11 protein-coding genes, 1 tRNA gene and 1 pseudogene are annotated in these 13,140 nt (G+C 68.9%); 12 read left to right on the forward strand and 1 reads right to left on the reverse strand.

Annotated elements, in window-relative coordinates; genetic code table 11:
* The first annotated feature begins 60 nt into the window (after window positions 1–60).
* From FRADC12_RS19345 to FRADC12_RS35045, 7 genes and pseudogenes are all read left to right on the forward strand, one after another.
* The gene (locus tag FRADC12_RS19345) at window positions 61–690 is read left to right on the forward strand and encodes a hypothetical protein (RefSeq protein WP_045879878.1); all 630 of its coding nucleotides are present in this window, start codon (window positions 61–63) and stop codon (window positions 688–690) included.
* Window positions 691–919: 229 nt separating this feature from the next.
* Window positions 920–1,042: a hypothetical protein gene (locus tag FRADC12_RS33870; protein ID WP_255355210.1), complete on the forward strand. Its 123-nt coding sequence runs from the start codon at window positions 920–922 to the stop codon at window positions 1,040–1,042.
* Window positions 1,042–3,339: a type IV secretory system conjugative DNA transfer family protein gene (locus FRADC12_RS19350; RefSeq protein WP_045877691.1), complete on the forward strand. Its 2,298-nt coding sequence runs from the start codon at window positions 1,042–1,044 to the stop codon at window positions 3,337–3,339. Before FRADC12_RS33870 ends, FRADC12_RS19350 begins: the two co-directional genes overlap by 1 nt.
* 133 nt (window positions 3,340–3,472) lie before the next feature.
* Window positions 3,473–4,291 (forward strand): replication-relaxation family protein, encoded by an 819-nt coding sequence (locus FRADC12_RS19355; RefSeq protein WP_045877692.1) that lies wholly within the window; start codon window positions 3,473–3,475, stop codon window positions 4,289–4,291.
* 75 nt (window positions 4,292–4,366) lie between these two features.
* Window positions 4,367–4,726, forward strand: coding sequence for a helix-turn-helix domain-containing protein (locus tag FRADC12_RS19360; protein ID WP_198152974.1), 360 nt, complete (start codon window positions 4,367–4,369; stop codon window positions 4,724–4,726).
* Between the two features lie 55 nt (window positions 4,727–4,781).
* Window positions 4,782–5,453, forward strand: coding sequence for an ImmA/IrrE family metallo-endopeptidase (locus tag FRADC12_RS19365; protein ID WP_157488941.1), 672 nt, complete (start codon window positions 4,782–4,784; stop codon window positions 5,451–5,453).
* 41 nt (window positions 5,454–5,494) lie between these two features.
* Window positions 5,495–6,487: pseudogene (locus FRADC12_RS35045) on the forward strand (recombinase family protein); the annotation flags it as partial.
* Window positions 6,488–7,190: 703 nt separating this feature from the next.
* Here FRADC12_RS35045 and FRADC12_RS19375 read toward each other — a convergent pair.
* A tRNA-Leu gene (locus FRADC12_RS19375) sits at window positions 7,191–7,274 on the reverse strand.
* 722 nt (window positions 7,275–7,996) lie between these two features.
* Between FRADC12_RS19375 and FRADC12_RS19380 the strand changes: the two genes are divergently transcribed.
* From FRADC12_RS19380 to rdgB, 5 genes are all read left to right on the forward strand, one after another.
* Complete coding sequence (locus FRADC12_RS19380; RefSeq protein ID WP_232303897.1) at window positions 7,997–8,650, forward strand: hypothetical protein; 654 nt, start codon at window positions 7,997–7,999, stop codon at window positions 8,648–8,650.
* A gap of 930 nt (window positions 8,651–9,580) precedes the next feature.
* Complete coding sequence (gene murI, locus FRADC12_RS19390; protein WP_045877696.1) at window positions 9,581–10,606, forward strand: glutamate racemase; 1,026 nt, start codon at window positions 9,581–9,583, stop codon at window positions 10,604–10,606.
* Window positions 10,603–11,349 (forward strand): MBL fold metallo-hydrolase, encoded by a 747-nt coding sequence (locus tag FRADC12_RS19395; RefSeq protein ID WP_045877697.1) that lies wholly within the window; start codon window positions 10,603–10,605, stop codon window positions 11,347–11,349. The genes murI and FRADC12_RS19395 overlap by 4 nt, the downstream gene beginning before the upstream one ends.
* A gap of 323 nt (window positions 11,350–11,672) precedes the next feature.
* Window positions 11,673–12,425, forward strand: coding sequence for a ribonuclease PH (gene rph / locus FRADC12_RS19400; RefSeq protein WP_045877698.1), 753 nt, complete (start codon window positions 11,673–11,675; stop codon window positions 12,423–12,425).
* Window positions 12,422–13,069 carry an RdgB/HAM1 family non-canonical purine NTP pyrophosphatase gene (gene rdgB, locus FRADC12_RS19405; protein WP_045877699.1) on the forward strand — a complete coding sequence of 216 codons (648 nt, stop codon included), beginning with the start codon at window positions 12,422–12,424 and terminating at the stop codon, window positions 13,067–13,069. The genes rph and rdgB overlap by 4 nt, the downstream gene beginning before the upstream one ends.
* Window positions 13,070–13,140 lie beyond the last annotated feature (71 nt).

Below are 13,140 nucleotides of genomic sequence, written 5' to 3' on the forward strand. Positions count from 1 at the left end.
CACATGGCTGGTAGCTCCGGCGGCCCGTTCACAGGCCGAGCCGCGGTGCTCGTGCGGCGCATGACGACAACGGTGGTGTTCGTCATCGCCCTGCTGGCGTTCGCTTTCGGGTTCGGCAATGGCCTCGCCCTGGGCGTCCGGCTCGGCGTGGCGACGTGGATTGCGCCCTTGGTTGCGCCAGCGGTCGACCTGTCGGTCATGGCGCTGCTGGCGGTCACGCAGTACCTGCGCGCCCAGGGCGTCGAAGACCGATTGACCGGCGCGCGAATGCTCCTGGTGCTGTGCGGCCTCATGACCTTCGCCCTCAACACCGCCATGTCGCTGCTGACCGGCGCCTGGGGACGGGCCTGCTTCGATGCCGTCGCCCCCACGCTCCTGATTGGCTGGAGCGAGGTCGCCCCGCGTCTCTTGGTGCTGCTGCACCAGTCCACCGTCCCGGACGCTCCGGCGGACGGTCAGCAGATCGTCCCGGACGGCCCGGGGACGGTCCCAGGCCGCCGCGCGGACCGTCCCGATGCAGGGACGGCACTCCCGTCCGGGCTCGTGAAGGCAGCTCGCCAGGCCGACGCCGCGCACCGCAAGGCGACCGGGCGGCCAATCACCCGGGACGAACTCCGGGCGCAACTGCGCGTCTCCAATGCGCTGGCCGGTCAGCTGGTTCAGCAGCTCCGCGCTGCGAACGGGACATAGTCGAAGACTGTTGTGTTATGCGCTACGGATTTTCAGAGGTGACTGTCGGCGCGCCTCTTATTTGGGGCTTGACAAAATGGTCGCGCTTATGCATAAGGAAAAGAAGAGGCTTCGTCGCCATCATTGCGGGCCAGTACCTGGCCCGCCCTCGGCACACCTGCCGCCGTCGCGACGCTCTTCTGACAAGGTAATCGGGAGAAATCGCATGGCGGGACATGGGGTTATTCGGGTGTTCGGTGCACCCAAAAAGAAGATCGACCTGGACCAGTTCATTCAGGCCCTGGTGATCGCGAGCCAGGAGGACGCAGCCACCGAACCCGCTCGTCAACTGGCCGTGGAGGCCGGCCAGTGATGGTCCTGTTCGCCGTCGTCGCTGGCGTCCTCGTGATGCTGGCTGCGGTCGTCGGCATTCGTGCCCTGGAGGCGCGCCAGTGGCGCGCCACGCTCGTGCCCTACCGGCTGACGCTGCCCAGCGGTCTGAAGCCGGACGACGTCGCTCAGTGGCTTGCCCTGGTGGCCGCCGCGACGCACCCGCCGCGCTGGTCGCTGCTGGTCATGCCGCCGCTGGGCTTGGAGATCGTGGCCACGGAGCGCGGCATCGCGCACTACGTGCTGCTGCCGAAGAACGCGGAAGCCAAGCTGCTGAGCACGCTCAGGGCGGGCCTGCCCAGCACGCGGATTGAGCCGGCCCCGGAGTTCCTGCGGAACCGGCCGCGTGTCCGGATCGCTGCCGAGCTGACCTTGACCTCACGCCGCCGACCGCTCGCGACCGACCGGGCCGAGAGCCTGGCTGCTGGTCTTCTGGCGTCGCTTCAGCCGTTGGGCGCCAGGGAGGAGGTGCGGCTGCAGTGGGCGCTGACCAGTGCCGGCACGACGCTGCCCGTGCACAGCGCCTCACCCAAAGCTGCGGACACTTGGTGGAGCACCTACCTCGTAGATGGAGCGCTGCCAACCGACGCCGAAGCCATCCGCGCCCAGCGGGTCAAGGAAGCCAATCCGCTGCTCCATGGAGTTGCACGCGTTGGGGTTGTGGCGTCGAGTCGGCCGCGGGCACTGGCACTGTTCGGCCGCACCTGGCCGGCCCTGCACGGACCGAATGCCCCGGGCGTCAGGCTGGTACGCCGCTGGCTGCCCGCCTCGGTCGTGGCGCGGCGCATGGAGCGGCGTGCGCTGCCGCTGCTGCGGTGGCCATTGCTGCTGAGCACGGTGGAGTTGCCCAGCCTGCTTGGTTTCCTGCTGGGAGCGGTGTCGTTGCCCGGGTTGCCAAAGGCCGCCAGTCGTCTGGTGGCGCCCTCGCCGGCCATGGCCCGCTCCGGCACCGTCCTGGCTCGCAGCAACTACCCGGGCATGGAGCAGGTGCCGCTGGCTTTGCGGACGCCGGACCGGCTGCGCCACCTCTACCTGCTGGGCCCGACCGGTGTCGGTAAGTCCACCCTGATCGCCAACCTGGTGCTGCAGGACGCTGCCGCCGGCTTGGGCCTGCTGCTCATCGACCCCAAGAGCGATCTCGTCGAGGACGTCTTGGCCCGGCTGCCCGAAGGCCGCCTCCAGGACGTCGTCGTGCTCGACCCCTCAGCCACCGACCGGCCGGTGGGTTTCAACCTCATCGGCGGGCTGCGAGCCGAGCAGGACAAAGAGCTGGTCGTCGACAACGTCGTGCACATCATGGCCGAGCTGTGGCATACCTCGTTCGGGCCGCGAACCACCGACGTGCTGCGCAACTCGCTGCTGACGCTGACTCACACGACGGCCGCGGACGGCTCAGCGTTCACCCTCGCTGAAGTGCCCGAGCTGCTCACCAATCCCAGTTTCCGCCGTCGTGTGACCGCGCAGCCCGGCGTGCCCGAGGGCGTTAGGCCGTTCTGGCATGCCTACGAGGAGATGGGCGACGTCCAGCGGCTCCAGGTGATCGGGCCGGCGATGAACAAGCTCCGAGCCATCCTGACGCGGTCGTCGCTGCGCCTGATGCTCGGCCAGAGCCGCGGCTTCGATCTGTCGGAGCTGTTCACGAAGCAGCGCATCGTGCTGGTACCGCTGTCTAAGGGCGTGATCGGCACCGACACCGCGCAGCTGCTCGGGGCACTGCTGGTGGCCTCGCTCTGGCAGGCCACGCTGGCTCGCGCCGCGGTGCCGCCCGACCAGCGGCGGCCGGTCATGGTCTACCTCGATGAATTCCAGGACGTCCTGCGCCTGCCGCTCGACGTGGCCGACATGCTGGCCCAGGCTCGCGGCCTGGGGGTCGGGCTGACGCTGGCCCACCAGCAGCTCGGCCAGTTGTCCGAGGCAGTTAAGGCTGCGGTGCTCGGCACCGCCCGTTCGTCGGTCGTCTTCCAGCTCGACTACGACGACGCCCAGAAGATGGCCCAGCGCTTCGGGCCGCTCACCCGCGAAGATCTCATGGGCCTGGCGGCCTACGAGGTCGCCTTGCGACTCAACGTCGGCAACACGACCTTGCACCCGGTGACCGGCATGACGCTGCCCTTGCCGGACGCGCACCGCGACGGCCGGCTGCTGGCCGAACAGAGCCGCGAGCGTTACGGCACGGCCCGTGCGGACGTCGAGGCCGCCCTGCGCGCCCGGGTTGACCAGGCTGCCGAGCCCGGCATGGGGCCAGCCATTGGCCGCCGCAAGCGTGGAGGCGCCGCATGACTACCCACCCGGCCGCATCACCGGTCGCCCACCCGCTCGCGTCGAGTGGCGCCCGCCGTTTGTCCTGGTCAGGGCGCTACCGGCTGCCTGTGCGTCCAACGACTCATGATGACCTTCGCAGTGGAGGTCTGCCATGACGGCCCCCCGTCACTCTCAGGCCGCTGTCGAGCGGCTCGTCGACCAGCTGAGCCTGCGGGACCGCTCCGTACTAGTCGACTTGGCCCGGGTCCGAGTTTTGACCGGCGACCATCTGACCCGCCTCCATTTCCACGATCTCGCCGCCACCTCGCGTGACCGCACCCGGCGACGTGTGCTGGCTCGCCTGGCCGAGCTGGATCTCGTGTCGCGGTTGGAGCGGACCGTCGGTGGCGTGCGGGCCGGCAGCTCGGGTCACGTCTATGCCCTCGGCGTCGTCGGCCAGCGTGTGCTGGCGCTGCTCGACGCTGCGGCGGAGACCGGAGGGGGCTTGACTGCTCGGGCGCGGCGCCCGTGGACGCCCGGCCAGCTCTTCCTCAAGCACACGCTGGCGATCTCCGAGTTGTACGTCCAGCTCACGGAGCTGTGCCGCGCCGGGCTGCTGACGCTCGGCCGCTTCGAGGCCGAACCGGCGGCCTGGTGGCCGGACGGCGGTGGCGGTCTCCTAAAGCCGGACGCCTCGGTCTGCGTGGCCCTCGGCGAGTTCGAGGACTCGTGGTTCGTGGAGGTCGACCGGGCGACCGAGTCGCCGGAGACGCTGCGGCGGAAGCTGGTCCGGTACGTCGACTTCGCCCGCGCCGGGCAGCTCGGGCCGGACGGCGTGACGCCGCGGGTCCTGGTAACGGTGCCGCACGAGCGGCGCCTCCAGGACGTCCGCGCCGTACTGGCTCGCCTTCCACCGCCAACCGACCGGCTATTTGCGGCGATTCCCTTCAATTCGGCGGTTGGGTATCTGGTGGAAGTGCTGCGGGAATGATTAAACCTTGATGAACTGTATTGCAAGCGCGCAATGACTGAGGGATACTGGCAGAGTAAAAGGAGGGATAGGGCTATGGAAGAAGCGATGCGGCCACGGTCGCTGGGTGCCTTCATCCGCCAGGCGCGCCTTGCCCGGCAGCTTTCAGGCGCACAGCTCGCCCGGCGTGCTGGCGTCCATCCCTCCAACATCTCCCGTATCGAGAGCGGCGAAACGGCGTCCCCCACTCCTGGGCTGTTGCAGCGCCTCGCCCGCGCCCTGGACGTCGACCAGGCTGACCTACTGGCCTACCTCGGGCTGACCGTACCTCGGGCTACACCGCCACTCCGTACCTATCTCCGGACGACCTACCCGGCCCTACCAGACGAAGCGCTTCGGGAGGCCGAAGACGCGGTCGTCCAGATCGCAGAAAGGTACGAGGTCGACCGCTACTAGATTTCCCATCTGCTCCGCATGCAACACGTAAGGCACACCAGGAAGGGGGTACGCCTTGGCTACCAACGACAATATTCTAACCAAAGTTCGGGAGGTCATCCCGGCACGTGCGATAACCCAGGGCGAAGCCCTGATCTTGGCGGAACGACAGGCGTCGCTGCTTATGAGAATGCTTGATATTCGAGAGGTTCCGGTCGACGTCCTCCGGATTAGTGAGCTGCCGAACATCGAGGTACGGGTAAAGCCACGGCATGAGATGCCGGAGATAGCTGCACTGCCCGAGACCTCGGAGATTGGCGGCGTCACACAAGTCATGCCCGACGGCAGGACGGTGTTTACGATCAACCGCGAGGACCCGGTTGGCCGGCGCCGCTTCAGCTTGGCGCACGAACTCAAGCACCTGCTCGACGACCCCATTGTCAAGACAGCCTATGTCAAGCTCGGCTACGGGAGTGAAGACTACCGGGCACGTCAGATTGAGCGGATCTGTGATCACTTTGCGGCCTGCTTCCTGATGCCGCGCAGCGTGCTCAAGCGCTTTTGGATGGGCGGCCTCCAGGACCTCGAACCGCTCGCCGAACAATTCAAGGTTTCCATGTCGGCCATGCAAATCCGGCTCAAGTACCTTGGTCTGACCGACGAAGCTGAGCGGCCGGTGTCGGAGTACTTCCGGCTCGACGGGTCGTCCCTGGGGTTTGGATTTGACTGCCCGAATATGGCGGCGTAAATAAGAAAGGAGAAGAGGTGAGTAATAAGAAATCAAGCGCGGTGCGAGGCGAGCAGGCCATTGCCTACTACCGCGTCTCGTCGGCCGGACAGGTCAACACCGACTATGACCCGGAGGGCATCTCGCTGCCGGCCCAGCGCGTGGCCTGTAACGGGCGTGCCCGTGAGTTGGGCGTCGTCCTGGTGGACGAGTACATCGACCCCGGGAAGAGTGGCAAGACGATCGACCAGCGGCCGGCGTTCCAGGAGATGATCGCCCGAGTTCGGCAAGACCGGAGTATCGGTCACGTCTTCGTCTACGCGCTGTCGCGGTTCGCCCGGAACCGCTACGACGACGCGATCATGATGATGACGCTCGAACGGTTGGGCGTACAACTGCACTCGGCCACCGAGAAGAACCTCGACACCACGCCTGCCGGCCGGGCCATGCACGGCATGATCGCGGTCTTCAACGAGTACCAGGTCGGGGTGAGCGGCGAAGACATCAAGGTCAAGATGGCTCACAAGGCCAAGACCGGCGGCACGCTCCACCAAGCGCCGTTGGGCTACCTGAACGTCCGCGAGCAGTTCGAGGGCCGCGAGGTACGCACCGTGGCGCTGGACCCGATGCGGGCACCGTTTGTGGTGCTGGGCTTCGAGCTGTACGCCACCGGCAAGTACACCTTCCGCAGCTTGCAGGAGGCGCTGACTGAGGCGGGCTTCCGCACCAGGCCCACTAGGCGCTGGGGTACTCGCCCGATTTCGATCAACAAGATTGGCGAGATGCTGCAAGATCGCTATTACCTCGGGTACGTCCGCTACGACGGCGAGGAGTACCAGGGCCGCCATGAGCCGCTGATCTCCCAGGAGCTCTTCGACCGGGCGCAGCGGGTGCTCTACGCCGAGCGCCGGGCCGGCACCCGCCACCGAACCCACCAACACTACCTGAAGGGCTTGATCTGGTGCCACCGCTGCCGGCGGCGGCTGATCATCATGCCCGGCAAGAGCCACAGCGGGGTGCGGTACTTCTACTTCATCTGCCAGGGGCGGCTCGACCACAAGTGCGACCTGCCGTACATGGCGGTCAGCAAGGTCGAGGCGGCCATTGAAGGTCACTACGCCAACGTCCAGCTATCCAGCGACTTCCGTACTGCCGTCCAGACACGCCTGGATGACGCCATGGCCAGCACCACCGACGCGACCCGGCGCCTCCGCACGCAGTACGACCGGAAGCTCAAGGAGCTGAACACCCGGGAGGACGGTCTGCTCGACTTGGTCGGCGATCCCGACTGGCCCAAGGAGAAGCTGACGGCCAAGATCCGGGCAGTGCGGGAGGAACGTACCAAGATCGAGGAACGACTGGAGGAGAGCGACCGACCACTGGACGATGGTCACGAGGTGCTGTCGACGGTGCTCCGACTGTTGGAAGATCCCCAGGCACTGTACCGACGCTCAGGGGTCCGTGCCCGCAAGGTCCTGAACACGGCGATCTTCACCAAGCTGTACCTGGATGTTGAGAGCGAGCCGGTGGTCACTACGGACGATCTCAACGAGCCGTTCACTGCCACCGTGACGGCGTACCGGGCCTGGAACCCACCCAGCGTCACGGAGGGTGTGCGAGCAGCTCACATGATCGTGCAAGTTGCCCCAGCACGACAAAGCGGCGTCTCCACATGGGATGACGCCGCTCTAGACGATCTTTCTGACTCAGGCCTCTTGATCACTGCCCTTGTGGGGGTGGGTTCAAGTAAGGCCGTAGTGGTGCGGGAGGGGGGACTTGAACCCCCACGCCCTAGGGCGGCAGATCCTAAGTCTGCTGCGTCTGCCATTCCGCCACTCCCGCGTGGCTCTAGGGTATCGATCGACGCGGCGTGGCCCAGCGGGAGGCGCCATGGCGCGTGACGGAGACCGTTGCCGATCTAGGGCGCTTCCGTGGATCTTCGGCCGCGCGGGCGGCGTCCCGGGCAACCACTCGCCGCGTTGTCGTCGTCATCCATAGCTCCGCTCTGGACTCCTCCTCCGCCTTGCGACGGACCGCCTGGGACGCCGCCCGCATCGACCAAGATCTGCGGGACGCGCCCTAGTGGCCTTGACCGTCAACCTCTCTCGTCGCCTTGATCGCTGTTTTTGTCCTCTGGTGGCTGCGGAACGGCGCCGGTTACGACCACCGGAAGGCCGAGGCGGCGATCAGAAGGTCGCCGTGGCTGGACGGACCTTGCCGGAGGGTGGTGTCAGTGTCCAGGTCATCACGGCAGGTCTCTTCGAGGACCGGCGGCGGCGTGGCGCGGAAGTCTGGTGGCTTCGCAGTAGTCCAGGGCGGGTGTGACACGCTCCCAGGGGCAACGTGGCTGGCAGCCTGCGCGTCAAGGACCACAAGGCCAGCCCGGCGACGCCGGGCTCGGCCGCCGACGGGCGGGACAGGGGCAGCAGCAACCCGTATCGGCGGCTGTCGGTACGGCAGGCGGCGGGAGCCGCGCACACGGGCCGGGAGGTGCGATGACCTTCTCACCTCGCGCCCGCGGCGGCGATCCGTGCCCAGGTACACCGTGGAGGGAGAGCAATCCGGTGAGGCGAGCGGGTGAGCCCGGCGGGCTGCTCGACGGCGAGCTGATGGCCAGCCTGTTTCCGGATCGGCGAGTGGTCCGCGCGGAGCTGGACGGCAGGCTTGTAGACGCGGTCTTCCACCTGGATGTCGAGGAGCATGCACGGCGGGTCCGATGTGGGCTGGGCGCGATGTGCTACCCAAGGCTGCTGCGGCGGCTCGCCGACCTTTCGAACGGCGTTCTGCCCCTGGACCCCGGGCCTCTGGCCGAGACCAGCCTGCTGCCGGACGGGGTGGTCGAGTGGTCTGGCCTGCATGGGCCGGTCCGGCTGTTGCAGCCTCCGTTGGTACTGGAGGCGGTTGTCGTGCCGGCCGTCGGACGGGCGCAGACGCGTCATGTGCGGGTCGCGGACAGGTTCGCCCCGTACGCGCCTCGTTGGGTGATCAGCGGGGATCAGCGAGTGGACGCCTCGGTCCTGGTGGCGGCCTCCGTGGGCGGGGTCGGCCTCGTCGTTCGTTGGCCTGAACCGGAAGTCATCGCTTCGGCTGCTCCGGCGGCCGGCCGGGCCCTGCCTGGCCAGGCGTGGCTGCTCGCCGAGCAGGCGTACGGAGCCTGGCTGGTGGTGAGTGCACGCGCCGGTGGGCATGCCGGCGTCGGGGCCGCCGCGACGGTCTGATCCGACCCCGGCTGTCCCCACGCGCCTTGATCCCTGTAGGCGAGGCCCTGGCAGGCGACGTCCCGCCGAGTGACGTCCCGGGCGCGCGATATCCCTGGCGGCCGACGTCCGGCCAGGGGCGACGCCGGGGCGGGCGGGCGGGCCGACGGCCAGGATGCCGGACGATTAGCGCCGCAATTTGTCCGAACGACCGCCTTCAAGTCTCCAGATTGTTGGCCCGGCGCCGCGATCCGGTGATTTCACGGACTGTCGCGGCTCGACGCGCGGGAATCAGGACTGTTGCTCCGTGGCGACTTGCGCGCCGTTCGCGTCCTCGCTGAGATGCGGCATCGACGGTTGGCCGGCGGCCAGCCGGCCGTTCGCGTCGGTCGAATCGACGCGAAGGCGGCGGCCTGCGCGAACCAGGATGAGGGATGCGACTGGGGTGCCACGGCCCGGGGACGGATGGATCGGCCCGGACACCTCAGCCGCGTCCTCAACCTACCTGCTCGATAGCTGATAGTCACTGATCGATTACAGGCAGTTCCAGACTACACCGCGAGGTCCGTCCTTGCCGGGCGACACACCGCTATGGTCACCATATCGGCACGCAAGGGAACATCGGTGCTGATGTCACCCCGGCCCGGGTGGCCGTGGCCGGCTCGTGCCGCTGGCCCAACGGGGCTGTCCTCGACACGCTGTCCGCTGTGCTGGAGACTGAGCCGAGGACGTCGGCAGCGCGGTCGCGAGACGGCCCGAATCGCCGAGCCGGCGTGCATTTCTCGGCTCGGTAGCGTGAGATCCCGGTGACGTGCGCGTTATCACGACCGGCGCATACCGGGCGAGACCAGGCACTCCGGGGCGTCTCGCCCGGATGCCCGCGGTTCGACAATGCGCTGGTGACGACACCCACAGGGTGTCCGTGGAGTTTCCGGCTTAGTCTTTGCCCTCATGAGCGACGCGCCGATAGGGGTATTCGACAGCGGCGTCGGCGGTCTGACGGTGGCCAGAGCCATCCTCGACCAGTTGCCGCACGAGCCCTTGCTGTACTTCGGCGATACCGCGCGAGCACCGTACGGACCGCGGCCTATCGCGGAGATCCGCCGGGTTGCGCTCGACGCGATGGACACGCTCGTCGCCGAGGGCGTGAAGCTGCTGGTGATCGCCTGTAACACGGCGAGCGCCGCCTGCCTGCGGGATGCCCGCGAGCGTTACGACGTGCCGGTGGTCGAGGTCGTCCTGCCGGCGGCCCGCCGGGCCGTGGCCGCGACCCGGAGCGGCCGGGTCGGGGTGATCGGCACCGTCGCGACGATCACCAGCCGCGCCTACGACGACGCGGTGGCCGCGGCCGCCGCCGTGACGCTCACGAGCGTCGCCTGCCCGGCGTTCGTCGACTTCGTCGAACGCGGCACGACCGCCGGCCGCCAGTTGCTCGGCCTGGCCGAGGCATATCTCGCGCCGCTGCAGGAGGCGGACGTCGACACCCTGATCCTGGGATGTACGCATTATCCGTTGCTGACCGGGGTTATCGGGCTGGTGATGGGGGAAAGTGTCACGCTGGTGAGCAGCGCCGAGGAGACCGCGAAGGACACCTACCGGGTGTTGGCCCGCGGTGGCCTGTTCCGCGACCCCGAGCTCCCACCCCCGGTCCATCGGTTTCTCGCCACCGGCGACCCGCGCTCGTTCACCAGGGTCGGGCGTCGGTTCCTCGGGCCCGAGCTGGCGGTCGTCCTGCCAGCTCAGCCCTCCGGCGAGCGCGCCGCGCCGGCGACGCCGGCCGAGGGTGACGCCCCGGGCGCGGCGGCGCCGCCCCTCGTCGACGGCGGCGCGGTGGCCGAGGTGGCCGGCGGCGCCAGCACCAGTGGCGCGCAAGCGCCTTTGCCCCTGAGCATGGCGGTGGGTACGCGGGAACGGGACGGGGGCGGCGACAACGTGACGAGGGCGGTCATGCCGACGGCTGAGGCGGTGCGCCAGTGAAACTGACGATCCTGGGCTGCTCCGGCACCTACCCCGGCCCCAACTCCGCGTGTTCGTCCTATCTGGTCGAGTCCGACGACTTCCGGCTCGTCGTCGACGCGGGCAACGGCTCGCTCGGCGAGCTGCAGCGTCACTGCGACCTGCGTGACGTCGACGCCGTCCTGCTCAGCCACCTGCACGGCGACCACTGCCTGGACCTCGTGGTGCAGAGCTACGCCCGCCGCTACCACCCGCAGGGCACCCCGCCGAAGCTCCCGGTCTACGGCCCGATCAACACCCGCGAGCGGATCTGCGGCGCCTTCGAGCGCTGGCCGGAGGACTCGCTCGCGGACATCTACGACTTCCAGACGATCGGGCCCGGCAGGGTGCACATCGGCCCGTTCCTGATCGACCTGGCCCGGGTCGCCCACCCGGTCGAGGCCTACGGCGTGCGGATCAGCGCTGACGGCAAGGTGATCACCTACTCCGGCGACACCGGCCCGTGCGAGAAGCTCGTCCGCCTCGCCAAGGACAGCGACCTCTTCCTCTGTGAGGCCGCGTTCCTCGACCACGAGAACAACCCGCCCGACCTGCACCTGACCGGCCGCGAGGCCGGTCTGCACGCCGAGGCCGCCGGCGTCGGCCAGCTCGTCCTCACCCACCTCGTGCCCTGGGGCGACGCCGTCCGCAGCGAGGCCGAGGCCACCGCCGCCTTCAACGGCGAGCTGACCGTAGCCACCCCGGGCGCCTCCTTCGTGATTTGACCGTCCGCCCGATTCGGTTGCTCCCGAACGAAAAGCAACTCAGGTAGCGACCCTGGACCAGCGCCATCCACCGCATTTCAACGCCATCCCCGAGACACCCTGGGGAGGGCGCTCAGCGCCCGAACCAGGCGGATCCACCGAAGGGCGCTCCGCGCCCGGTTCCAGCGGAACACAACCCAGCTCCCGACCCTGGACAGCGCCCGCCTCGTCCATCTCCGCCAACCCAGAATCACGTTGGGGAGGGCGCTCAGCGCCCGAACCGGCAGGCGGCAGGCGGGCGCCCTGCGCCCGTTCCGGCCGACCGCCCTGGATAAGGTCCGGGCGTGACTCGACATGACGGCAGGGCGGCCGACCAGCTCCGGGATGTGACGATCGTCCGGGGGTGGCAGGAGCACGCTGAGGGTTCAGCATTGATCAACTTTGGGCGGACCAGGGTGCTGTGCGCGGCCTCGGTAACGGAGGGCGTCCCGCGCTGGCGCAAGGGCAGCGGGCTGGGCTGGGTGACGGCCGAGTACTCGATGCTGCCGCGTGCGACCAACACCCGTAACGACCGCGAGTCCGTGAAGGGCCGGATCGGCGGGCGCACCCACGAGATCTCCCGGCTGATCGGGCGCAGCCTGCGGGCCTGCATCGACCTCAAGCAGCTGGGCGAGAACACGATCGCGATCGACTGCGACGTGCTGCTCGCCGACGGCGGCACCCGGACGGCCGCGATCACCGGCGCCTATGTCGCGCTCTCGGACGCCTGCGGCTGGCTCGGCCGGCCCAAGGCCATCAGCGGCGGGGTCAGCGCGGTCAGCGTCGGCGTCGTCGGTGGTGTCCCGATGCTCGACCTCGCGTACGTCGAGGACTCGGCAGCCGACACCGACATGAATGTCGTCTGCACGGATGCCGGTTCGTTCGTCGAGGTCCAGGGCACCGCGGAGGGCGTCGTGTTCGACCGCGCGATGCTCGACCAGCTGCTCGACCTGGCCGTCGCCGGCTGCGCCCAGCTCGCCAAGGCACAGGCGCTCGCGCTCGCGGGCCCGGCGCCGGCCGGCCCGGCCAGGCCGGCCAGCCGTGGCGGCGGCAAGTGACCGCGGCCGTGGCGGCGCCGACGCGGCTGGTGCTGGCCAGCCGCAACGAGGCCAAGCTCGTCGAGCTGCGCCGGATTCTGGCGGCGGTGGGTCTCGCCGTCGAGCTGGTCGGGCTGCCGGACGGTCCGGAGGTGCCCGAGACTGGCCGCACCTTCGCCGAGAACGCGCTGCTCAAGGCCAGGGGCGCGGCCGCGACAACCGGGCTGCCGGCCGTCGCGGACGACTCGGGGCTCGCCGTCGACGAGCTCAACGGAATGCCCGGTGTCCGCTCCGCCCGCTGGGCCGGTAGTCCAGCCGGCCGGCCCCGCGTCGAGAAGGACGCGGCGAACAACGCGTTGTTGCTCGCCCAGCTCGACGACGTCCCCGACGAGCGGCGTGGCGCGGCCTTCCTGTGCGCGGCGGCGTTCGTCGGCCCGGGCGGCACCGAGCACGTGGTCCACGGTGAGATGCGCGGCCACCTGCTGGCCGCGCCGCGCGGCGCCGGTGGCTTCGGCTACGACCCGCTCTTCCTCCCTGACGGTGAGACCCGGACCAGCGCCGAGCTCACCGCGCAGGAGAAGGACGCCATCAGCCACCGGGGCCAGGCGTTCCGCGCCCTCGCCGCCGTTCTGCCCGAGCTGCTGGGAGCCGGCGTCGTTCGATAGCCGGCGCCGCCGATGTTCCTCCCCGCCTACGGGCCGGTTTGCGGCGATAGGCGACTGTTAGCATTGGGTGA

The organism is Pseudofrankia sp. DC12 (assembly GCF_000966285.1).
Lineage (GTDB): Bacteria > Actinomycetota > Actinomycetes > Frankiales > Frankiaceae > Pseudofrankia.